The 23,959-nt window shown below is 44.8% G+C and carries 24 protein-coding genes and 1 pseudogene; 24 read left to right on the top strand and 1 reads right to left on the bottom strand.

The window, feature by feature from the left end:
* Positions 1-93 precede the first annotated feature (93 nt).
* The 21 genes and pseudogenes from BK126_RS01740 (at position 94) to BK126_RS01645 (ending at position 20,242) form a co-directional block, all read left to right on the top strand.
* The gene (locus BK126_RS01740; protein ID WP_076311014.1) at positions 94-2,661 is read left to right on the top strand and encodes a beta-mannosidase; all 2,568 of its coding nucleotides are present in this window, start codon (positions 94-96) and stop codon (positions 2,659-2,661) included.
* Positions 2,662-2,783: 122 nt separating this feature from the next.
* Complete coding sequence (locus BK126_RS01735) at positions 2,784-4,409, top strand: glycoside hydrolase family 9 protein (RefSeq protein ID WP_076311013.1); 1,626 nt, start codon at positions 2,784-2,786, stop codon at positions 4,407-4,409.
* An 86-nt stretch (positions 4,410-4,495) separates the two neighbouring features.
* Positions 4,496-4,951: a hypothetical protein gene (locus tag BK126_RS01730; protein WP_076311012.1), complete on the top strand. Its 456-nt coding sequence runs from the start codon at positions 4,496-4,498 to the stop codon at positions 4,949-4,951.
* Positions 4,952-5,101: 150 nt separating this feature from the next.
* Positions 5,102-6,529: a glycosyl hydrolase gene (locus BK126_RS01725; protein WP_076311011.1), complete on the top strand. Its 1,428-nt coding sequence runs from the start codon at positions 5,102-5,104 to the stop codon at positions 6,527-6,529.
* Positions 6,530-6,713: 184 nt separating this feature from the next.
* A complete protein-coding gene (locus BK126_RS01720) occupies positions 6,714-7,235 on the top strand; it encodes a DEAD/DEAH box helicase family protein (RefSeq protein WP_076311010.1) in 522 nt (173 codons plus the stop codon).
* Between the two features lie 150 nt (positions 7,236-7,385).
* Positions 7,386-7,916, top strand: coding sequence for a GNAT family N-acetyltransferase (locus tag BK126_RS01715; protein ID WP_047909574.1), 531 nt, complete (start codon positions 7,386-7,388; stop codon positions 7,914-7,916).
* Between the two features lie 128 nt (positions 7,917-8,044).
* Complete coding sequence (locus BK126_RS01710) at positions 8,045-8,761, top strand: AAA family ATPase (RefSeq protein ID WP_076311009.1); 717 nt, start codon at positions 8,045-8,047, stop codon at positions 8,759-8,761.
* Between the two features lie 14 nt (positions 8,762-8,775).
* Entirely contained in the window at positions 8,776-9,285 is a 510-nt protein-coding gene (locus BK126_RS01705) for a GNAT family N-acetyltransferase (protein WP_076311008.1), read from the top strand.
* Between the two features lie 106 nt (positions 9,286-9,391).
* Positions 9,392-10,147 (top strand): class I SAM-dependent methyltransferase, encoded by a 756-nt coding sequence (locus BK126_RS01700; RefSeq protein ID WP_076311007.1) that lies wholly within the window; start codon positions 9,392-9,394, stop codon positions 10,145-10,147.
* A 150-nt stretch (positions 10,148-10,297) separates the two neighbouring features.
* On the top strand, positions 10,298-10,453 hold the full coding sequence (locus tag BK126_RS29245) for a hypothetical protein (RefSeq protein WP_179085499.1): 156 nt from the start codon (positions 10,298-10,300) through the stop codon (positions 10,451-10,453).
* Positions 10,454-10,499: 46 nt separating this feature from the next.
* Positions 10,500-11,090, top strand: coding sequence for a histidine phosphatase family protein (locus tag BK126_RS01695; protein ID WP_256702674.1), 591 nt, complete (start codon positions 10,500-10,502; stop codon positions 11,088-11,090).
* Positions 11,091-11,188: 98 nt separating this feature from the next.
* Positions 11,189-11,554 carry an MmcQ/YjbR family DNA-binding protein gene (locus BK126_RS01690; protein WP_076311006.1) on the top strand — a complete coding sequence of 122 codons (366 nt, stop codon included), beginning with the start codon at positions 11,189-11,191 and terminating at the stop codon, positions 11,552-11,554.
* A 179-nt stretch (positions 11,555-11,733) separates the two neighbouring features.
* Positions 11,734-12,486: a DeoR/GlpR family DNA-binding transcription regulator gene (locus BK126_RS01685; RefSeq protein ID WP_076311005.1), complete on the top strand. Its 753-nt coding sequence runs from the start codon at positions 11,734-11,736 to the stop codon at positions 12,484-12,486.
* Entirely contained in the window at positions 12,483-13,394 is a 912-nt protein-coding gene (gene pfkB / locus BK126_RS01680; RefSeq protein ID WP_076311004.1) for a 1-phosphofructokinase, read from the top strand. The genes BK126_RS01685 and pfkB overlap by 4 nt, the downstream gene beginning before the upstream one ends.
* 64 nt (positions 13,395-13,458) lie before the next feature.
* Positions 13,459-15,384: pseudogene (locus BK126_RS01675) on the top strand (PTS fructose transporter subunit IIABC).
* Between the two features lie 236 nt (positions 15,385-15,620).
* Positions 15,621-17,189: an L-glutamate gamma-semialdehyde dehydrogenase gene (gene pruA / locus BK126_RS01670; RefSeq protein ID WP_076311003.1), complete on the top strand. Its 1,569-nt coding sequence runs from the start codon at positions 15,621-15,623 to the stop codon at positions 17,187-17,189.
* A 320-nt stretch (positions 17,190-17,509) separates the two neighbouring features.
* The gene (locus BK126_RS01665) at positions 17,510-17,941 is read left to right on the top strand and encodes a GNAT family N-acetyltransferase (RefSeq protein WP_305954024.1); all 432 of its coding nucleotides are present in this window, start codon (positions 17,510-17,512) and stop codon (positions 17,939-17,941) included.
* Between the two features lie 195 nt (positions 17,942-18,136).
* Positions 18,137-18,580, top strand: a complete 444-nt coding sequence (locus tag BK126_RS01660) for a GNAT family N-acetyltransferase (RefSeq protein WP_076311002.1) — start codon at positions 18,137-18,139, stop codon at positions 18,578-18,580.
* A 30-nt stretch (positions 18,581-18,610) separates the two neighbouring features.
* A complete protein-coding gene (locus BK126_RS01655) occupies positions 18,611-19,048 on the top strand; it encodes a GNAT family N-acetyltransferase (protein ID WP_076311001.1) in 438 nt (145 codons plus the stop codon).
* Positions 19,049-19,209: 161 nt separating this feature from the next.
* Positions 19,210-19,680 carry a hypothetical protein gene (locus tag BK126_RS01650; protein ID WP_076311000.1) on the top strand — a complete coding sequence of 157 codons (471 nt, stop codon included), beginning with the start codon at positions 19,210-19,212 and terminating at the stop codon, positions 19,678-19,680.
* Positions 19,681-19,777: 97 nt separating this feature from the next.
* On the top strand, positions 19,778-20,242 hold the full coding sequence (locus BK126_RS01645; protein ID WP_076310999.1) for a hypothetical protein: 465 nt from the start codon (positions 19,778-19,780) through the stop codon (positions 20,240-20,242).
* A gap of 124 nt (positions 20,243-20,366) precedes the next feature.
* Here BK126_RS01645 and BK126_RS01640 read toward each other — a convergent pair whose 3' ends face one another.
* Complete coding sequence (locus tag BK126_RS01640) at positions 20,367-21,032, bottom strand: hypothetical protein (protein ID WP_076310998.1); 666 nt, start codon at positions 21,030-21,032, stop codon at positions 20,367-20,369.
* Between the two features lie 211 nt (positions 21,033-21,243).
* Here BK126_RS01640 and BK126_RS01635 point away from each other — a divergent pair, with 211 nt between their 5' ends.
* The 3 genes from BK126_RS01635 to BK126_RS01625 all read left to right on the top strand — a co-directional run bounded on the left by BK126_RS01635 (position 21,244) and on the right by BK126_RS01625 (position 23,946).
* Positions 21,244-21,918: an SOS response-associated peptidase gene (locus tag BK126_RS01635; RefSeq protein WP_076310997.1), complete on the top strand. Its 675-nt coding sequence runs from the start codon at positions 21,244-21,246 to the stop codon at positions 21,916-21,918.
* A gap of 302 nt (positions 21,919-22,220) precedes the next feature.
* Entirely contained in the window at positions 22,221-23,348 is a 1,128-nt protein-coding gene (locus BK126_RS01630) for an NADH-dependent flavin oxidoreductase (RefSeq protein WP_076310996.1), read from the top strand.
* A gap of 148 nt (positions 23,349-23,496) precedes the next feature.
* Positions 23,497-23,946, top strand: a complete 450-nt coding sequence (locus BK126_RS01625) for an OsmC family protein (RefSeq protein ID WP_076310995.1) — start codon at positions 23,497-23,499, stop codon at positions 23,944-23,946.
* Positions 23,947-23,959 lie beyond the last annotated feature (13 nt).

Here is a 23,959-nt window from a genome sequence, read left to right as displayed (position 1 = left end):
AATAGGTTTCAGAAATGAATCTATTTTATAAGTCATCCCAAATAGTATTATGAAATGGATTCGAATATAACACATTTGGAGGGTTCCTAAACCATGCATGAATCGAAGCTGCTGCTAAATGACTGGACATTTAAATCGTGTGAAGGAGAAGAATGGCTGCCAGCCGTAGTTCCGGGATGTGTTCATACGGATCTGCTGCGAAATGGCCAGATTCCTGACCCGTTCTATGGTACGAATGAAAAGCTTGTTCAATGGATTGATAAAAAAGACTGGGAATATAAAACCCTGTTTGATATACCAAATGAACTGCTGGAGAAGGAGCATATTGAGCTCGTATTTAACGGGCTTGATACATATGCGGAAGTGTTCATTAATGATAAGCATGTCTTATCCGCAGACAATATGTTCCGCACGTGGGAAGCGGATATTAAGCCTTACGCCAAATCAGAAGGCAATAAACTGAGAATCGTATTCCGTTCTCCGATCAACGAGGATTTGCCCAAGCTTGAAGCACTCGGATACGCGCTTCCAGCTTCGAATGATCAGTCTGAGGTAGGAGAACTCGGCAATAAGAGAGTAAGCATCTTTGCTAGAAAAGCGCCTTATCACTACGGCTGGGACTGGGGTCCGAGATTTGTAACGAGCGGTATATGGCGTGAGGTTGAGCTGAGAGCCTGGACGGGTGTCCGCATAGCAGACCTGTATATTCACCAGCAGGTAGTAACGAAGGAGGCCGCTGCTCTGACCGCCATTCTAGAGATCACGGCAGATCAGCCAGGCGACAGAGTCATTCGCATTGCTACAGAGCAAGGAGAGTGGAGTGAGAAGGTTTCCCTGGTACCAGGACTTCAGAAAGTAGAAATTGCACTGAATATCAAGAATCCTAAATTATGGTGGTCCAGAGGTCTTGGGGAAGCCCACTTGTACACGTTCACCGCTCAGGTGCTGGATCAGGATGCTGGAACAGCACTAGCTGAAGCTTCTGTAAAAACGGGGCTGCGCAGCATTCGTCTCGTCCGTGATAAGGATGAATACGGCAGATCCTTCTATTTTGAGCTCAATGGGGTTCCGGTGTTTGCTAAAGGGGCTAACCATATTCCTAACGACAGCTTCGTTACAGAGGTAACCCGTGAGCGCTACAGACATGAGATTGAATCTGCAGCAGCTTCCAATATGAACATGCTTCGTGTATGGGGCGGCGGTATTTATGAGCAGGACGTCTTCTATGAGCTGTGTGACGAATATGGAATCCTGGTATGGCAGGACTTCATGTTTGCCTGCAGTATGTACCCGGGTGATGAAGCATTCCTTACGAGTGTTCGTCATGAAGCGATCGACAATGTCAAGCGTTTACGCAACCATCCAAGTATCGCACTCTGGTGCGGAAACAACGAGATTGACTCGGCTTGGGCGCACTACAATGAAGATGCTGGCTGGGGCTGGAAAAAGGATTATACGCACGAGCAGCGTGAGAAAATCTGGGCCGATTATGAAGCTGTCTTCCATAAACTGCTCCCAGAAGTATTGTCAGAACTCGTTCCAGGTACAGATTATTGGCCATCATCACCGATTGTTTCGGTTACTAACGATATTAACCAGCATGCTTCTACCAGCTCAATCGAAGGGGATGTCCATTATTGGGGAGTATGGCATAACACGGAGCCTTTCGAGAATTACAATATCAAATTGGGCCGTTTCATGAGTGAATATGGATTCCAATCCTTCCCTGAGCACAAATCTGTTCTTCGTTATGCAACAGAGTCGGATCTTGAGCTGACTTCCGAAGTGATGCGCGCCCATCAGAAGAATGGGGATGGAAACCGCCTCATCAAAGAATATATGGATATGTATATGACAGAGCCGAAGGATTTTCCTTCCTTCCTCTATATGAGCCAGGTGCTCCAAGCGGATGCAATGAAGATGGCCATTGAGGCACACCGCAGAAACAGACCATTTGTTATGGGAACATTATATTGGCAGATGAACGATACGTGGCCTGTCGCTTCTTGGGCAGGAATGGACTATTACGGCAATTGGAAAGCACTGCAATATTACGCTAAACGCAGCTTTGCCGACGAAATGATCTCCATTGACGGAACCAAGGATAACCAAGTTGACTTCTACTTGCTGTCCGATCTGCTCCGTCCAATAGAAGGTGAACTGCAAATCCGAGTTGTCGATTTTGACGGTACGGTTCATCATACCGAGACATATGCGGTAAGTAATCCGGGGAATGCGACGAATCTCGTTCTGTCTCTCTCACTTGCGAAGCTGCTTCAAGGTCATGATCCGGAACGTACAACGGCCGTTGCTAAACTCTTGGTTAACGGTCAAGTCGTTGATGTGCAGCGTCACTATTTTGTTCCATTCAAGGATTTGAAGCTGGGCGCTGCTGAAGTGAAGATCACTGAAGTCGAAGGCTCGAGTGGAACTCGCTTTGTCTTGGAATCCAATATGCTGGCGAAGCAGGTATGGCTGGATAGTGAAGCCGAAGGTGTATTCAGTGACAATTTCTTCGACTTGCTCCCAGGTGAAGTAAAAGAAGTATCGTTTGCTTCCCGTACTTATGGAGAACAAGCTTTTGCAGCGGCATCACCAGGTAAAGTGGTCGTTCGCTCCATGTCAGATTTCATTAAAGCCACTCATTTATTGAACAAATAAACAATCAATAACTCAATTGCAGTCCATTTGTGTTTTTCAAAAGAGGCCATTCCTAAAGACATGTAAGTATCATGCATAGGGATGGCTTCTTCTATCGAATAAAAGATCAGGAGGGCGAAAAAGTGCCTAATTCGAATCGTAAAATTCTTGTCAATCAGATCGGCTACCCCTTGAGGGGGAACAAGCTCGTGATATTAAGAGGAAGCAGCTCTACCTTCCACATTAGGGATACAGCGACCTCTGAGATTGTTTATTCTGCTCAGGCACAGGATGGAGTGGAGGATCTATGCTCTGGTGATCATTTATTTCAGGGTGATTTTTCATCATTTGAAGAGCCTGGACAATACAGGATTGAAGATGAGGAAGGGAATAAATCTGCTCCATTTATGATATCCGAACAGCCTTATAATGAGGTTCATGCCGGATTATTGAAGGCCTTCTATTATTTGCGCTGTGGAGAAGACTTGGACGAGGAGTATGCGGGAGTGTGGAAGCATAAGGCATGTCATACTTCTCCGGGCTATGTTCATACGAATCCGGATCAGCGGCTTGACGGCAATGGAGGCTGGCACGATGCAGGCGATTACGGGAAATATGTTGTAGCTGGTGCAAAAGCACTGGCCGATCTGATGCTTAGCTGGGAATTGTATCCGGAAGCCTTTGATTATCCGGTACCTCTGCCCGAATCGGATGGTGTGTTGCCTGATGTGCTGCATGAATGCAAGGTAGAGCTGGAGTTCTTGCTTAAGATGCAGGATACGGTCACCGGCGGGTCCTATCACAAGCTGACAACCAAGCAATTTCCCGGGCTTGATGTCATGCCGGAGGAGGACGAGGACGAACTTGTATTCGCTCCTATATCTGCAACGGCAACAGCGGCCAGCTGTGCAGTGATGGCTGCTGCAGCAAGAATATACGATACCTATGACGCTGAGTTTGCTGACAGATGTCTCACATCAGCCAAACGTTCCTGGGCTTGGCTTGAGGCACATCCGAATGAGCCAGGATTTAAAAATCCCCCGGACATTTACACGGGTGAATATGGAGATGCATGTGATCTTGATGAGCGGTATTGGGCTGCAACCGAGCTGTATTTTTCCACCGGTGAATCGGTATACCATGATGCGGTCAAAGGGTACGTGCAGGGGGATTTCCCTAAATGTGAATTGAGCTGGGCGGATATGGGCGGATATGGAACCGTTCGATATTTGCTGGCAGATGAGCAAGAGAAAGATACTGCCCTCTACGCTGACCTCAAGGGCCATCTCATGAATGAAGCAGATCGCTTGCTGGAGATCGCGAAGCAAGATGGCTATGGTATCTCCCTTTTAGAAGACGATTATATCTGGGGGAGTAATATGGTTGTCATGAACAGAGCGATGCTGCTTCTCTTGGCTCATAAATTATGTGGAAATGTGGAGTACGAACAGGCTGCACTTGGTCATGTGCATTATATATTAGGCCTTAATGTACTTGATCTGTCTTATGTAACAGGGTTTGGAGAGCGTTCCGTTATGCATCCTCATCATCGGCCATCCGTAGGTGATGGTGTAGATGCACCCGTACCAGGCATGCTGGCTGGTGGACCAAACAAACATTTAAACGATGAATGCATGAGAGCTCATCTTCAAGGCAAGCCTGCTGCTGCTTGCTATATCGATGATGAGGATAGTTATGCGGGGAACGAAATCACGATTTACTGGAACTCACCAGCTGTATTTGTCTTCTCACACTGGAACTCCGCTTAAGTTCATTTGTAATCGAAGGAGCAGGGTTCAGTCTGTTTTTAGCGAAAATATTCAGTTGGAAACAGACAAAGGAGCGTGCTGACGAGATGAATGAACAATTACAGCTGTTATTGGATCTGCCTAAACGTCAGATTATTTTGAGTTTACAGCCTGAGCCTTACCAGCAAATCAAAGAAGGCAAGAAAACGATTGAATTTCGTCGGAGGTTTATAAAGGAGCCTGCAGCGGCATTCATATATGTATCCTCTCCTGTGAAACAAATTAAAGCTTTTATTGAATTTGGAATGCCGATCCAGGAGGATATCGACACCCTCGTATCTATTGCAGAGGGACATGAGCGAGGATCAGGGGCGGAGCTTCGTGAATATTTCAGCGGTGTGTCTCATGGATATGCCATTCCTATCTTATCCTGTATCGAATTTGCGCCCATGTCGCTCGAGCTGCTTAAGGGGGGCTATGCGTTTAATCCTCCTCAATCCTATATGAACCTGTCTGTTAATCCACGACTTGAACAAGCCTTATTGAAGAAAATGATGACCTGATCAAGGAGTCCATGACTTGGACTCCTTATCGGCCACATCTCTATAAGGAGGTGATCAGACTAATGAAAATGTAGACGCTTAAATTGCTTAACGGATTGGATTGATTGTGATGCGGAGGAATGCATCGCCATTGGAAAGGAGGAACTAGCCATGCGTGTAAAGAATAGCTGGGCAGTATTTCTTTGTATTTTGCTGATTAGCAGTATGATACCTTCTAATTTGAAGAAAATGGAGGCGGCTCCCATTATATTTGAAGCGGAGAATGGAGTATTCACAGGTGTTGATGTAATGACACAATTGCAAGGCTACTCTGGCAGCGGGTACGTAGGAGGATTTGATGCGCAGAACGATAAGCTGAGTATACAAGTGACCGTACCGGATACAGGTCTCTACAATTTAAGTATCCGTTATCAGGCTCCGCACGGAACGAAGAACACGAGTCTTGTCGTGGGAGGTTCATCGCAAGGTGAGATTACACTTCATGAAACAACGAATTTCAGTGAAGTAGATGCAGGAAAAATCATGCTTCAAGGAGGTACGACGGAGATCAGCTTCATCAGTAATTGGGGCTGGTATTATATTGACTATGTAAGGCTGGAGAGAGCTTCAGATCCACCACCGCATCAACTCAATGCAGCACTCATTAATCCAGATGCCAGCAGTGAGGCCGTGTCCCTATACAATTATTTGAAATCAGAGTATGGACAGCATATTCTGTCTGGGCAGCAAACACTGGCCGATGCGAACTGGATCCATAGCACACTTGGCAAGAAGCCGGCTGTATTAGGTCTTGATCTGATGGACTATTCACCTTCAAGAACAGAGCGGGGGACGGTATCATCGGATATTGAGCATGCGATCGAGTGGGATGCCGGAGGCGGTATCGTCACCTTTGCGTGGCATTGGAATGCGCCAAAAGATCTGATCGATCAACCTGGAAAGGAATGGTGGAGAGGCTTCTATACGGAAGCAACCACTTTCGACATTGAATATGCCATGTCACACCCGGATTCCCAGGATTATCAGCTGCTCATTCGGGATATGGATGCCATTGCTGTCCAGCTCAAAAGACTTCAGCAGGAAAATATACCGGTACTGTGGAGACCGCTGCATGAGGCGGAAGGAGGATGGTTCTGGTGGGGTGCCAAGGGTCCGGAACCTGCCAAAGAGCTGTACCAGCTGATGTATGACCGATTCACGAATTTCCATGGGCTTGATCATCTCATATGGGTATGGAACTCGGAGAATCCGGCTTGGTATCCGGGGGATCAATATGTTGATATTATCAGCGTTGACAGCTATCCAGGTGCTGGGAATTATGGGCCGGTAAGCAGCCGTTATGAGAATCTGAAGACACTGGTGAACGATCACAAGATCATTGCATTGACGGAAAATGGGCCTATTCCTGATCCGGATTTGCTGCAGGCCTATCATGCGGATTGGAGCTGGTTTGTGACTTGGTCTGGAGAGTTCTTGCGAGATGGTATTCAGAATAGTACACAGCATTTGACAAAGGTGTATAACAGTCCATATGTAATTACACTGGATGAACTGCCGGATTGGAAAAATAATTACTAGTTCGGCTCAAACAGCGAGAAAAATCACAAAACCATGGATAAAAAGAGTCTTTTCGTTACAAATTGATGAACTTTAGCGTTTCTATCCGGGGCGAAAATGTGTTAACCTTAGGTATAGGATTTTTGTAAGCCCTCTCATTATTTTTAGCAAACGGTTTCATTTCAAAGTAGAGGAGATGCGATATATGCCTAAGACCCCCTTATTTATCGTAACAGGCGCAAGCTGTGTAGGAAAATCATCGGTTGTTCCTTATCTGCGAAGTTTACTTCCTGAGTTTGTAGTTCTTGACCTGCATCCGGAAGAAAGCTTGGATTCTTCTTTGTCATTAGGACCTGTCCTGCAAATGGCTCATCAAATTTCAATGAGTGATCGGGGCACGGTGATTGTAGGCACCTTGACCCCGGAGGATGTAATCGAGAGCGGATACAGAGAACTATTCAGCCAAGTCTATTTTATGAATCTGCATTGCAGTGATGAAGTGAGAGACCATAGACTTAGGGATCGTGGAGCCACTCAAGAGATGATATGGAGCAACACGAGACTCGCACATCGGCTGCTGAGCAGTGATAATTTCTCGTTCAGTCCTCCCATATCGACAATGGACACAACTGCTTACTCTCCCGAAGAAGCTGGTAAGCTGATTCGCAAGTGGGTAAGGAATTACTGGAGTTCACGTTATCCGTTAGAAATTCGCGCATACACTTAGTAAATGCTTGGATTAATCCAGCACATGAAGCAAACGGTAGCGCTCCGCTATCGTTTGTTTTTTTAGTATAGCAACACTATTGAAAAAGGCATATAATCTATAATAATGACAGCTTCAGTACAGCTTTAAATTCTGATTGTGAGGTTGATTATGTCAATGATTCTTGAGAGACTTGATTCAGAGAAAACACTCGAGCAATGGAAAAAAGCTTTTGAGCGCCACAAAATCGTACGTGCTGACTCATTCTATGAACAATGTCTGCATGAGAACAAAATCGGCCTTAGGGTCACACTTCTTGTGTACCTGGACGAGCAAATCCTTGCTGGCTGCGCACATTTGAAGTTTGAATCGGACTATTTGTATTTTAGAGCACAAGGTATACCCGAAATTAATGATGTGAATATTTTTCCGGAATTCCGGAGAAGAGGGATCGGTAATCAGCTGATCGAAGAATTTGAAAGTATAGCAGCCTATAACTCCTATGACAGTATTGGGATTGGCATGGGGCTTTATAAGGATTTTGGTGCTGCTCAGCGTATCTATTGCAAGAGAGGTTATATTCCAGATGGCAATGGTCTGATGAATCATAATCGGGAAGTAGCTCTAGGTGATCAGGTGGAGGTCAATGATGATTTACTGCTCTATTTCGTAAAAGAATTGGGTAATGCTGCTCCTAAATGATAGAATTGAATTACATACTTGTCAGGACCGTATTAGCAGTTTAGGCTACGGTCTTTTTTATTGTATCTGTAATCTGGAGGATTCGTTGCGAAATATATCACCAAATTCGTATTCTGAGGAGGATGAAGATGTATTTAAAAAGAGTTCTCATGCTTCATGATAAAATCGAGAACAGTGAAGCGTATCCTTTTTCAATACCTTCCATTCATAGTATGGAGGAAATCCAATTTCGCAAGCCAGTCTCGTTTTTTGTGGGTGAAAATGGTTCTGGCAAATCAACGCTGCTTGAAGCCATTGCTTATCAATGTGGATTTCATACAGCTGGCGGAGGGAGAAATAATCTGTATGATGTAGAAGCCTCGGAATCGGCCTTAGGAGACTACATTCGATTATCCTGGATGCCCAAAATTACGAATGGATTCTTCCTCCGGGCAGAGTCCTTCTATCAATTTGCCTCCCACATTGATTCTGATCCTGAGCACTTGCCAAATTATGGAGGTAAATCACTACATCATCAGTCACATGGAGAATCCTTCCTCAGCTTATTTGTTCATCGGTTCGGAAGCCAAAGGGCAATATATTTGCTGGATGAGCCCGAGGCTGCTTTGTCACCAACGAGACAGCTGTCACTGCTTAGAGTGATCTATGACTTAAGAGAGCAGGCTCAGTTCATCATCGCAACGCATTCACCGATATTGCTGGGATATCCAGATGCGGATATTTTCAGCTTTGATCAAACGCCGATCCGTCCGATTGCATATGAAGATACGGAGCATTATCAAGTGACAAGAAGATTTTTGGAGAATAAAAAACAGATATTGAATGAGTTGTTCAGTGATGATTAGAGGGGGGACTACATATGGAGAATATACAGATTAGAGAGGTACAGGTACAAGATGCAGAGCAGCTGCTCAGGCTGAATCAGGAGCTGGACCGGGAAACGAAGTTCATGCTGTATGAACCAGGGGAAAGGAATGCAACGATCGAATCCCAGACGAAGCGGATTAAGGGGATGCTGGAATCAGGACACTCTACATTGCTATTAGCTGTGAATGAAGTAGGCAGTGTGATCGGGCAGCTTGGTATCATTGGCTCTGAGCTGCAGCGTAAGAAGCACGTTGTGTACATGATCATTGGTATTTTACAGCAATACACCGGTCAAGGTGTCGGTACGAAGCTCTTTCACGCGATGGAGGAATGGTGCAGGCTGCACAGGATTCACCGAATTGAGCTGACGGTAATGGCTCATAATGAAGCTGCGATTGCCTTGTATCACAAGATGGGATTTGAAATGGAGGGCAAGAAACGTCATTCACTGATCGTGGATGGACAGTATGCAGATGAATTGTATATGGCCAAAATAGTCTGATGGCAAACTATCATCTTCCAGATATGGAAGCTATAATAGAATGTACAGCCTCGGTATAAGAAAGAGGTAGTTCTACTTATTAATAGGAAGGGAAGTGGCTGATCAAATGAATAACAAAGAACGTTTCTCAGATCGGGTCGATTCTTATGTAAAATATCGTCCAAGCTATCCGGTGGAAGCTATCGATTATATGTACGGAACGATAGGGCTGAAGCCGGCAAGTACGATTGCCGATATCGGTGCAGGGACAGGGATTATGTCGGAGCTGCTGCTAGCCAGAGGGAGTACAGTGATTGCGGTCGAGCCAAACATGGAAATGCGGCTGGCAGCAGAATCAAGGCTGTCAGGCAACGCTCAATTCAGAGCGCAGTCAAGTCCTGCGGAAGAGACGGGCCTGCAAGCTCAGTCGGTTGATTATATCGTTTGCGCCCAGTCATTTCATTGGTTTGATCAGCGCTTAGCAAAAGAGGAGTTTAAGCGTATTCTGAAGCCAGAAGGGAAGGTAATCCTGATATGGAATTCAAGACTTACCGAAGGTACGCCTTTCCTAGTCAAATATGATGAGCTGCTTCATACCTATGGAACGGATTACAATGAGGTAAAGCATACCAATATCACTTCAGATATGCTGCATACATTTTTTAAGAATGGAGAGCTGCATGAGGCGGAGTTTCCTAATCGGCAAATCTTTGACTATGAAGGGTTAAGCGGCAGATTACAATCTTCCTCCTACAGCCCACCGCCTGGCCACCCTAATTATGAGCCTATGATGAACGCGCTGCAGGAGCTGTTTGATTCCTATCAACAGGAAGGACAAGTGTATTTCGAATATACGACACAAATCTTCTGGGGAGAAGTTTAGGGGACATCCGTGCATGAAGCTATGTGAAAGTAATGGATATTTAACGTCAAGCTGAATGCAAACGGATCGTTATGGACCCTCAAGGCTGGAACACGAGAGCATAGAGTCTAGGACTTGAGCAGAAACATCTTTTTGGGGGAGGGCAATCTTATGGACAGTGGTTATTACATGGGCTGGGGAACACTCGCCCTCATTAATGCAGGCCTGGCACAAGGCAAGAATCGAAGTGGTTTGAATTGGTTCTTGCTCTCATTGCTAATGGGACCGCTTGCGACACTGTTTATCGTGGTATGGAATAAGATATAAAAGATTGTTGTACGATATTATCTATGAATCAGGGGGAATCATATTAGTGAGTTCAGGTAGAACGATATTATATATGGTACGGCATGCGGAATCCCCGTTTAAATTTGGAGAAGAGCGTACAAGAGGCTTGTCTGACAAAGGAGCGGCACATGCACAGGAGCTGGCTCATATATTTGCTTCCATACCGGTGCACCTCATTATATCCAGTCCTTACGTTCGTGCCGTTGATACGGTTAATCCTATTGCGAAATCCAAGGGTTTAGAGGTTGTACTCCATGAGGAGCTTAAGGAAAGAATGATAGAAGGACTTGAACATAGATCAGACTGGGAAGTGCTGGAGAGAGCGATAAAAGCTTCGTTTGAAGATCTGGATTATGCACTTGAAGGTGGAGAATCTACTAGGCAAATGCAGCAGCGTGCAATCCCGATCATTGAACAAATTCTAGATGATTATTCGGAGAAGAGTTTTATTCTCGGTACACATGGCAATATCATGGTGGCAATCTTGAATTATTATGATTCACAGTATGGCTATGATTTCTGGGCAGGAACCTCGAAGCCGGACATCTATCGGTTAGAATTTGAAGGCAAACGGCTTGTTCAGGTAGAGTGCTTATGGGAGAAAGTAACAGGATGATACGAGACAAGTGGACAGAGTGAGAATCGTTGTGGTGTTTGCAATACCTTTGATGTAATACATATCATTTCTGAATACGTACGAAGGAGAGTTCTGAAGTGAATTCAATCGTTTCCTATTGTTTGGCCAAAAAGGCTGCCAAGGAGGATTATCCGTTCGGGGCGGATACCCTTGTGGCCAAAATTGAGGGGAAAATGTTTGCCTTGATTTCCCTGAATAAGGATAAGGAACCGCTCAGCATATCGCTCAAATGCGATCCACTTATAGCCGTGAATCTGCGTGAACAGCATCAGGCGGTCATGCCGGGTTATCATCTTAACAAAAAGCACTGGAACACGGTATACCTGGAACAAGACCTTGGAGCAGAGGATATTCGGCCGATGATTGATCATTCCTACGACTTGGTATTCAAGAGCTTGACGAAGAAGCAGCGTGAATCAATCCAATGTCGGTTGGGTAATTAATTTTCATAGATTAGACAAGCGATCTGGCTCTGGCGGGAGTTCTTGCATGAAGGCAAGCCTGCTTGGAGCCTTTATTAATGTAATAGCATCGATTTGACGAAAACTGAATGTTTTTGATAGAAAATGATTGTTTTTATTTAGATATGTGGTACTATAGAATCAGTCAGGAGGAAGAAAAGATGCTGACAGAAGAACGATATCGAATGATTTTAGAACGCTTACAGCAGCGTGGAGTGGTTAAACTTCAGGAGCTGGTCGAATTACTTCAGGCTTCAGAATCGACAATTCGAAGAGACTTGGTGGATTTGGAGGCAAAAAACCTGCTCAAAAGAGTCCATGGAGGGGCTTCGCTTGTAAGTCATAAGAGCATTGAGCTTGGCATGGATGAGAAAACGTTCAAAAACGTTCAAGAAAAGACCGCAGCAGCGATCATGGCGGCCAAACAGCTCTATGATGGTGAATGTATTTATCTGGATGCGGGTACGACCACCCTTGCCATGATTCCTTATATTGAAGCACAGGATATTACCGTTGTTACCAATGGACTCTCCCACGTAGAAGCGCTGGTTAGTAAAAAGATACGCAGCTATTTGCTAGGTGGCATGATGAAACCGCATACGAAGGCGGTCATTGGCAGCATAGCACTTCAAAATATGGATAACTTCCGCTTCGACAAGAGCTTCTTGGGTACCAATGGATTGGATATGGCGATGGGCTATACGACTCCGGATCCGGAAGAGGCATTAATTAAACGCAGGGCCCATCAGTTATCCGGACAGACCTATGTGCTTGCAGATTCAAGCAAGTTTGGGGAAATCGCTTTTGCCAAGCTGTTTAATCTGGAAGAAGCGACGTTAATAACAGACAGGGTTCCGGCCGAATATAGGAAATGGCTTGGACCGAAATTTAAAGCAATTGAGGGATTAAAATGATATATACGGTAACACTCAATCCATCCATCGATTACATCGTGGAAGTTGAACAGCTGGAGCTTGGCAGCTTGAACCGAATGAAGCGGGATCTTAAGCTCCCCGGCGGTAAAGGAATCAATGTATCCAGGGTGCTTGAGCAGCTGAATGCAGAACATGCAGCACTCGGTTTTATTGGTGGATTTACGGGGAATTTTATAGACGCGTATCTGAACAAGGAAGGAATTAGATCGGATTTTGTTTTCATTCAGGATGATACACGAATTAACGTCAAATTGAAGCATGACCAGGAGACCGAGATCAATGGACTTGGTCCAGTAGTCACAGAGGAAGAGGCAGTGGCTCTGCTTCAGAAGCTGAATCAGCTTGCAGAAGGAGACATTCTCGTGCTGTCAGGCAGTATTCCACCTTCACTTGGCGGTGACTTCTATCTTCGATTAATCCAAGCCTGCCAGAAGGCAGGGGCAGAATTTGTCATTGATACGACAGGTGAGGCCTTGCTCGAAGCTTTGTACTATAAACCGCTGCTGGTGAAACCGAATCATCACGAATTAGCTGAAATGTTCGGAGTTACGATCGAGTCTCAGGACGACCTCATTACCTATGGCAGGAAGCTGCTGGATGAAGGCGCACAGCACGTCATTATTTCTATGGCTGGTGAAGGAGCCTTGATGATTACAAGTGAGGCTGTTTATCACGCCACGGTTCCTGCGGGAACCGTAAGAAATTCAGTCGGTGCCGGAGATTCGATGATTGCTGGCTTTGTAGGAACGCTTACTCAAACAAAAGACCCGTTAGAGGCATTTCGTGCAGGTGTAGCTTCAGGCAGTGCAACGGCATTTTCAGACGATCTTGCTCAGCGAAAAGAAATTGATAAATTGATTCCTGAAGTCCAAATCACCAAATTATAAATATAAAAGTAAGACCTAATAGGCGTGAAAATGCACGCCTGATCATTCAGGGGAGTTGTTACACATGAGAATTACGGATTTGATGATTGAAGAAACGATGATCATGAATTTGAAATCCACTTCGAAGGATGGCGCAATGGATGAATTGATAGCTAGTCTCGCTAGCAGCGGGCGTATCAATGATCCTGTTCTATTCAAAGAAATGATATATAAACGTGAGGCAGAATCCAGCACAGGAATCGGCGGAGGGATCGCGATGCCTCATGCGAAGACTTCAGCAGTGAACGAGCCAACCGTTGTATTTGCAAAAAGCGAAGCCGGTGTCGATTTTGAATCATTGGACGGTGAGCCTGCTCATGTGTTCTTCATGATTGCAGCACCGGAAGGAGCGGGAAGTACACATCTTCGTACGCTCGCTGCCCTTTCCCGGCTATTGATTGACAACGTTTTCATTGAACGATTGCTGCAAACAAAGACGCCGAATGAGGTAACCGCCCTATTCAATGAGAAGCAGGCTGAGGAAGCGGAGGGTTCAGAGAAGTCGGAGCATAAGACGCACTCGGCAGACTCATCGACAAATGAGACTCTGAAGGCAGTAGACCAAGCTGAAGAAATTCCGTTTGTTGTTGCGGTAACTGCTTGTCCTACGGGAATTGCACACACCTTTATGGCTGAAGACGCACTCAAGAAGAAGGCTCAGGAGATGGGCGTTCATATTTGAGTGGAAACCAACGGCTCTGAAGGAGCGAACAATGTCTTGACCGAAGATGAAATCCGCCGGGCGAAGGGGGTTATCGTCGCGGCAGATAAAAATGTCGAGATGGCCCGGTTTGCAGGTAAGCCTGTATTGCAGCGTCCTGTCAGCGATGGTATTCGTAAGTCAGAAGAGCTGATATCCAAAGCCGTAAAAGGAGATGCCCCGATCTACCAGGCAGAAGGTGGAGCGGCTTCACCAGCTGCGGATGAGAAGAAAAGTGTCGGCAGTACCTTGTATAAGAACTTAATGAACGGTATATCTCATATGCTTCCGTTTGTTGTCGGCGGCGGGATTCTGCTCGCGATTTCGTTCCTCATTGAACAAGTCGGAGGAGAGGATCATCCGATCTTCCAATTGCTCCAGACGATCGGGGGCGGTGATGGAGCGTTTCATTTCCTGATTCCTATTCTGGCGGGGTTCATTGCAATGAGTATTGCTGATCGACCGGCACTTATGCCGGGTATGGTGGGTGGTTTGATGGCGGTTAATGCCAATGCCGGATTTCTCGGTGGACTTGCAGCCGGTTTCCTGGCAGGGTACGTTGTCATTGGACTTCGCCGGGTATTTAAGCATTTGCCCAAAGCCATTGACGGATTAAAAGCCATTCTGCTATATCCGGTGTTCGGACTGCTGATTACCGGCTCACTGATGTTCTATATTTTGTCACCGATCTTCAGCTGGATTAATACCGGTTTGATAGATGTACTTAACAATCTGGGTACAGGGAATATGGTTCTGCTCGGAATCATTCTCGGTGGTATGATGTCAATTGATATGGGCGGACCGTTTAACAAAGCTGCATACACATTTGCGATTGGCGTGTTTACGTCAAGCGGAAATGAGAATGGGCTGATGATGGCAGCTGTCATGGCGGGGGGGATGGTTCCTCCATTGGCTATAGCGTTAGCAACAACCTTCTTCAAGAATAAGTTTACGGAAGAGGAGCGCAAATCCGGGATTACGAATTATGTACTGGGCTTGTCCTTTATTACTGAGGGTGCCATTCCATTCGCAGCAGCTGATCCGCTTCGGGTATTGACCTCGTGTATCGTTGGATCGGCGGTCGCCGGAGGATTGACTCAATTGTGGGCAATTAACCTCCCGGCTCCCCATGGAGGAATCTTTGTCGCTGCACTTGCGAGCAATGCATTGATGTTCTTGCTGGCGGTTGTAATTGGTGCCGTTCTCTCTGGATTCATCTTAGGATTATGGAAGAAGCCTTTGAAAGTATAATAAAATAAATAAGTTCGAATACCGTCTCTGAACGAAAGTGCAGAGGCGTTTTTTTTTATGAGTAACCCTAATGGTGACATTGCACTTGGGAAAGGACGTAAGCTCTGCTGCAATATTTCTGGCTCACTCATAATTGAATAAAGCTAGCAGTACCTTAGGAGTAAGTGAAGGAAACATACCCCTTTGGTTTATTTGATTACAATTGCGATGTTCTAATTTGAGAGGAGATATGTAACGTGAATAAGACAGAGAATATCAGTCCTTTTGTCAATGAGCCTTTCGTGAACTTCAGTTTGGAAGAGAACAAGCAGGCAATGGAAAAAGCGATTAGCATAGTAAAGTCTGAATTAGGTCAGAATATCCCTCTGCATATCGGTGAAAAAAAGGTGTTCACTGAGGATGTCATTACTTCAATTAACCCGGGTAATCTGGACGAAGTCATTGGTTATGTGAGTAAAGCGAATCAGGCACTGGCAGAAGAAGCGATGCAAATGGCGGTAAGCACATTCGAAACATGGAAGAGGGTACCTGCAAGAGATCGAGCGGAGTATTTATTCAAGGCAGCAGCGCTTATGCGGGAACGCAAGCATGAATTCTCAGCACTTATGATTCTTGAATCTGGAAAAAACTATGCTGAGGCCGATGCAGATACAGCAGAAGCCATAGATTTTATTGAATTTTATGCGCGTGAAATATTGCGCCTTGATCAAATTAATGAAACACAGCCTCTAACCAAGGTGCAAGGGGAAGACAATCGCTTAACATATATTCCTCTAGGCGTTGGCGTCATCATACCTCCATGGAATTTCCCGCTGGCTATATGCGTAGGCATGACAACTGCTGCCGTTGTGTCAGGAAACACGGTATTGCTTAAGCCTGCATCGACGACGCCTGCTATAGCTCATAAATTTGTTGCGCTTATGGAAGAGGTGGGTCTTCCAGCTGGTGTTATCAATTTTATACCTGGCAGCGGAGAAGAAGTTGGAGATTATTTAACCTCTCATCCGAAGACCCGATTTATCAGCTTCACCGGCTCAAAGGAGGTCGGTCTTCATATAAGTAAGCTGGCAGCGAATACGTCAGAAGGCCAAATCTGGATTAAGCGGCTTATTGCCGAAATGGGCGGCAAGGATGGGATCGTCGTAGATGAGACTGCGAATCTGGATGCAGCGGCACAGTCCATTGTGGCTTCTGCCTTTGGATTCCAGGGACAGAAATGTTCTGCCGGGTCAAGAGCGATCATTGTGGAAGCTGTGTATGATGAAGTTGTGGAGAAGGTTAAGGCGCTGACGGAGAAGCTTGTTGTCGGATTACCAGAGCTGAATTATCCAGCAGGACCGGTCATTGATAAGGGCTCTTATGATAAAATCTTGAATTACATCGAAATTGGCAAAGGCGAAGGAACGTTACTAACGGGAGGAAGTCCGGCTGAAGGTAACGGCTACTATATCCAGCCTACGGTTTTTGCAGATGTGAAACCAGGTGCCAGAATCATGAAGGAAGAAATATTTGGTCCCGTTCTTGCTATATGCAAGGCTTCAGATTATAAGGAAGCGATTGAGATCTATAATGATACAGAGTTTGGATTAACAGGCTCTTACTTCTCCTCAGACCAAAATCGCATTGAGGAAGCGCTGGAGACGATGCACTGTGGAAATCTGTATATAAACCGCAAATGTACCGGGGCTTTGGTTGGAGCACATCCATTTGGCGGGTTCAATATGTCAGGTACGGATTCCAAGGCTGGGGGATACGATTACCTGCTCTTGTTTACCCAGGCTAAGCTGACGTCTAGGAAGCTGTAGTTAAATGGATGAAGATGACTTCGGAGATTCCGAAGTCATCTTTTTTTTAGTACAATGACCTTTATAATGAAAAGATGGATTGCAGGTCCTTAATCCCATGAACGATTTCTGTGATAGAAGGGCTGTCAGGTAGGCTAAAAAACCAAAAGAGGTGTTAGCAATGGGGCACATTATAGGCGAACGAATTGTTCTAAGAGAATATCGAATGGAGGATTTATCCGCAATACAAAGCTGGGTTAACGATTCGGTTATTACGTCTACTTTAAGTGACCTATTTAGTTTATCCGCAAAGTATAAAAAAGACAGAAGACTTCATACATATGATGATGGACGGCAAGTCAGATACACACAAGGGCTTTGTCATTGCGCATCAGGATACGCTCGAGTATATAGGTCAGATTGATGTGTTAAATATCTCTTGGAAGAACCGAACGGCCTCGCTTGCGATTGTTATTGGTTCGAAGAAAGATCAAGGAAGAGGTTTCGGCTCTGAAGCGATACGATTGCTGCAAAATCTGGTATTTAATGAGATGAATTTAAATCGGCTGGAGCTACAGGTATATGATTTCAATCATGCGGCAATCCGTTGCTATAAGAAATGCGGCTTTGTAGAAGAAGGAAGAGCGAGGCAGAAGATTTATCGGAATGGGAAATACAATGATATCATTCACATGAGTATACTAAAAAGCGAATATGATACATTAGTACAGCGTACGAAGTTGACCGCCTATGCACGTGATCTGGAAGGCTGAGATCAATAAGCAGGAACATGGAAACTTGAAAATAGACGAATAGGTCAACCAATCTACAGTAAGCTATAGCTTTTGACAAAAAATAGACAAGTATTTGTCAAACTTATGCTAATTCTGCGATTACCCGAGAAATAAAACATAAATTGAATCTATTGCGGTTTATAGATTAGATTCATTCAGAGAGGATCAGCGCTGATGGCAGATATTTATTTTGAGAATATGCGTTTATCTTCGGACAGAGAAGCTGTTTCGGACTATGAAGATATTAGCCGTAAGCTGCATGGATATAATATGCGAGCAACCGGTGGATTGCTGAAAGAGCCTGGCGACAGTATTCATCTCTATTTGAAGAACGAAGCGTCAGAAGTGGTCGGAGGAATATTTTGCGAGACATGGCTGTACGGTTTATATATTGATGTATTTTGGATTGCAGAAGCCTATCGGAGCAACGGATTCGGCAAATATATGCTGTGCGAAGCCGAGCGCAGAGGAAGAGAAGCAGGCTGTTTGTTTGCGCATACGTCGACTTTTTCTTATCAAGCGCCTTCGTTCTATGAGAAGAACGGGTATGATGTATACGGAATCAACGATTTATTTCCCGGGGAAATCAAGCAATATTTTCTGAAGAAAAAATTTTAAATGGCACATGAACAAGAGAGAGGGAGTCGCATGGTCTATATTGAGCAAATTGAAATGAAGCATCTGCCGCAGCTGGCAGAGCTGTACGAAGAACTGATCGGTGTCAGTACAAACCTAGCGAAGATGGAAGAGACCTATCAAACGCTGCTTGAAGATAAGAGCTATTATGTGCTGGGTGCTTTTTATGAGAATCAGCTGGCGGGATCATTGATGGGAATCCTGTGTAAAGATCTGATTGGGGAGTGCGAGCCTTTTATGGTGATCGAAAATGTCGTAGTATCCTCCAAAATCCGAAGAATAGGCATTGGCCGAAAGCTGATGAATGAGATTGAAGTGATTGCCAGACAGCAGAACTGCAGATATATTATTCTCGTATCCGGCGGACAAAGAGTCGAAGCTCACCGAATGTATGAATCTATGGGCTATCGTGAAGAGCACGTTGAAGGGTTCAGGAAATTACTGAAATGAAGTCAGGTAGGGTGAACACCAATATAAGGGTGTTCTTTTTTGTGTGCATTGACAGTACAAAAGTAACTCAGTTACGATATAGAGCAGGAATGTCATATTATGGAATGTTCAGTTTGTGTTTATCCGCGGATCAATAGTTAACTGAAGGAGGGCTGAAGTTCATGGAATCAGGCAAAGTCCACATGGTTAATCGTCCTAAGGAATTATCAAATTTAATAGCCGTCTTTATGTTTATAGCGCTCCAAACTTGGGTATTCGTCACTAGCTTACGTAGAGAATCGGAGATTTTTTGGATGTTCTCTTTTTACATATTGTTATGTTTATACTACCTTATCATGATGGCCTGGTATTTCATTAAATACAAGCCTTGGAGACCTGTCGAATTTGAAGTGCTTCCAGACTCTTATCGAGTCGGGTCTAATCAAATCACTGCTTCTGAGATTCAGTTCATTATTGTTAGAGGTTACTTTCATCCATGCGTTGGAATACAGTTATTTAACAAAAAGAGAACGCCTATGTACATGCGAATTAAATTCCAAGATCAGAAGCAGGAAGATATGATTATGAAAGAGATCAAGGCGATGGCTGAGAGGCATCAAATCCCGGTGAAGAGAGGAAATTTCAGATATTAAATTTAGGTCAGTTCATGTTTCAGATCGGAGATATACGATTGATCTAAGATAAATTATGATTACTTATAAGGTTACCGATAATGTGAGGAGGACAGATATGGAGCTATTCAAACCTACACCCGAGTTTGTGGTCAGTCACAGAAAAAGAATCCGCACGTTAGTGATATTTGGAGTGGCTACGCTCTTTTTGGGCCTACTTAATCTGTCAGAGGACGGAGAATTGTTTACGATCCAGTTCATACTATATAGCGCAGTTTTTGCATTTGAAATTACAATCCTTCTTGCCCAGCTGTCCAAGAAGCCCAAACTATTTAAGCTCATTAATCATTCGCTGCAGATCGGTGATCGTATTTATCAACCGGAGGATATTAAATCCATCATTATTGAGGAAGCCTTTGGTCCTTCTATCGCAATTAAACCCAAGGGACGCCGAATTGTACCTGTCATGAATGTTTACCGAATAGCGGATGGCACGGATGCAGATGATGTGTTCGAAACAATTCATGAGTGGGGAGATAAGTTTAACGTCCCCGTACTTACGAAGCGAATATGGACGCTGTGATCTTCTCGAATATCAACTCCAAAAAACTCTAGATCTGCTTCAGCAGATCTAGAGTTTTTTGGTGCACATTTAATTCTAAATATACCACGTCATAATTTACTCGCTGAATATTTCATGATATGAACTATGCTGGATTTCGATCCTGATGCCGAATGGTGAGCCAAATGGACAGTATCAGAATCAATTCAAATACATTGGTTGCAGCCGAGCTTTCGATGGGAATAGGGATCAGCTGCCCGATAAACAATAGAGCCGTCCCAACAAGGAGCCAAGCCCATTTTTGCTTCACGAGGACGAGGATTCCTATCACGAGCAGAATAATGCCTACAATGATAACCATAATGGGTGGACCTGCCTGGCCCTCTGCACTATATCTCATAACACCATACTCTACCGTGAGAGTAAGATGCTGCACTTCAGCCAAGGTTGAGCTTACGATCTGATAGATAATGAGACCCGCTGTAATCAACCAGGCAGCGATCTGCGTAGCCATCTTACGTCCCCATCTTACACCTGAGCGCTGCAGAATATAATTGCCGGCCAGAACAAGTGTAGGTGTAACAAAAGCATGCAGCCAAAAACGAAGACTGCTCAGTGTCATTAGCAGGTTTCCTTCGCCTATCGCTTCGCCTGCAGCTATGATGCCATTATCGTAAGCAAGGCTAAGTGTAACAAGGAGAAGGAGCAGAGGGTACTGAAGCCACCTCTTCGTTCGTGATAGATCGATCGCCATCCATAAGACGAGGATGATATAAATCATGCTGATAATAGAGTATATCCAAAAATCCAATCCGCTTCGCCCCTTACTATTAATATGTACTTGGTATTTTTGCTTAACGAATCCTATTCACCAGGAACGGTTCATCCTGAAACACTTTAATTCCATAACTATGCATTCAGTTCTACATGATAGTACACATGATGAATAATTTCTACAAATTTTAAGTATAAATTTCCCTCCTGCCACAAATGATATAGGAAAATACAGGGAGGGAAGACAGATGTGTAAACGTTATTCACTGGCCGCAGATTTAGATGAGGTGCGTGATCACTTTGCGATACAACGAGTTATGTACTATTACAAGAACCGTTATAACATTAGTCCGACGCAGCATGCTCCGATTATTCTCTATGAGGATGGAGAACGTATCATGGATGAGTATCGCTGGGGATTTATTCCTTTTTGGGGCAAGGATGCTGTTAATGCCGACTTAATGTCCGTTAGTGAGAATGTGACTTACCGCAAAATGGTGGAACAAAAACGCTGTGTTATACCTTGCAATGGTTTTTATTATTGGCGTCAGGATGGCAAGCGCAGGTATGCGGTACGTGTAGTTATGCCAGATCGCTCTATGTTCGGCATTGCCGGATTGTATGAGGTATGGAAGGATACGAGGAAGCAGCCGCTCCGTACTTGTACGATGCTGATGGCAGATGCAAACATGACCATTCGTGAGTTTGATCACCGGATGCCGGCCATACTTACGCCAGATCAGATCGATGCATGGCTTGATCCGAATATGACCGAAATGCATCGGATGCTGCCGATGATCAGGTCATTTCAAGATACGTTAATGGATGTTTATCCTGTGACACCGCTTGCCTTCAATGATAATCATGATTCACTGGAATGTGTCAAGGAAGTGGACATGCAGAGAGCGTTGGTCAAGAATTAATTCATTTATGCCAATACTCTGAACCTAAGGAGTCCGGTCTGCATTTATGATGTGGGTCGGACTTTCGTACGTCTTTTTAAGATTCCTTCTGAGGGTAAAAGAAGCATACTGCAACAAAATTCAAGCAAATTGTCGAAGGTATAGTCCATTAGACGGTTTCAAGTGATCTCATGGCAGGTCCGAAGCTGCTTGAAAGAGTATAATCAAGTTACTATAATTGTTTTAGTAAGGTACTTGTAGTTTATTAGCTCTTTATATCTTACAAATAGGAATGAAGATATAGATTAAAGGAGTGGAATAGAATGAATCCAAAATACAGTCCGATTTTTGAGAAAGTGACTTTACCGAATGGCATTATACTGAAGAATAAAATCGTCTTGGCACCGATGACCCATTCATCCTCGAATGAAGATGGCACCGTATCCGATGCAGAGCTTGCATACTATGCACGCCGTTCTGGAGGAGCCGGGATGGTGGTCACAGCGGTTACTTACGTGACGGAGAATGGAAAAGGGTTCGTAGGCCAATTCTCATCAACAGATGATTCCTTTATACCGAGTCTGACCAAGCTGGCAAATTCCATTAAGGAACAAGGTGCCAAAGCTGTACTGCAAATTTTCCATGGTGGTCGTTTATGCCCTCCTGATGCTGTCGGCGGAGATGTTGTGGCACCAAGTGCGGTGGCAAGTGAAAGACCAGGCTCACCGATGCCAAGAGAACTTGCTGAATCCGAGATTGAGAGCATCATTCAGGATTTTGGTGAAGCGACACGCCGTGCGATTGCTGCCGGTTTTGACGGTGTGGAAATTCACGGGGCTAACGGATATCTCATTCAGCAATTTGTATCCCCTCATTCCAATCGAAGAGAAGATCGCTTCGGAGGAGATGCACATCAGCGGCTTACTTTTCCGCTAGAAGTAATAGACAGCGTGCAGGCAGCCGTTCGAGAGCATGCCAAAGCTCCATTTATTGTTGGATACCGTTTCTCTCCAGAGGAGCCGGAAACTCCCGGTTTGACGATGGAGGAGACCTTCATTTTGCTTGATGCAATTAAAGAGAAGAACTTGGATTATATTCATGTATCCTTGAATGACTTCTGGTCGAAGCCTAGAAGAGGAGCAGATGATTCGAAATCTAGAATGGAATGGATTCTGGAACGGGTAGGCGGCAAAGCTCCCGTTATTGGGGTTGGACAAATTCACACTCCAGATGAAGCCTTGGCAGCTCTAGAGACAGGAGTTCCGCTTCTCGCGCTCGGACGTGAGCTGATCATTGAGCCAGATTGGGTGGAGAAGATTGAATCAGGCAACGAAGAGCATATAGCGGTTAACTTAACGAAATTGGACCAGGAAAGACTGGTTATTCCTGACCCACTATGGAATATGATCATGAATGTACCTGGATGGTTCCCTGTGGTGGACTCAGAGTAATCGTATAGTTAATGCTTAGGAAGTGGCTTAATAACTGCCGGGAAAGACTCTTGCATGAGTCCTCCCGGCTGTTCATGTGTTAGGTCTTGATGTTGATCTTATGTAGACAGGCTATGGTATGATAGGAAGGATTGGAGGTTACAAAATTATGAAGCATCCCTTTACACTAACTGCCGTCTGGAATGGCGGCAGGAACAGCGATGGAACCATTGAAGCGGGTCAGTTAAAGACACAGATCTCCATCCCGAAGGAAATGGGTGGACCTGGAGTTGGAACCAATCCGGATGAAATGCTGCTTGGCGCTGCGGCGACCTGCTACCTTATTACCCTGGCGGCTATGCTGGAGCGTTCATCCCTGGAAACAAAGAGTCTCACTTTGACATCTGAGGCAACAGTAGATGTAACCAATAATATCTTCACCTACGAAGCGATTAAGCATGCTCCTGTGGTTATCTTAACGTCAAAAGCGACACAGGACGATATGGATAAGGCGATTCGTATTGCACACAAGGCAGAAAGCTCCTGTATGATCTCAAGAGCTGTAGCTGGGAACGTACTTATACAGACAGATCCTATCGTGCAAATAGCAGACAATTAAGGAGGAACTTACA

Origin of the sequence: Paenibacillus sp. FSL H7-0326, assembly GCF_001955535.1 — a bacterium.
GTDB lineage: Bacteria > Bacillota > Bacilli > Paenibacillales > Paenibacillaceae > Paenibacillus > Paenibacillus shunpengii.
The sequence above is the reverse complement of the archived record's forward strand: the minus strand, read 5'-3'. Positions and strand labels throughout refer to the sequence as shown.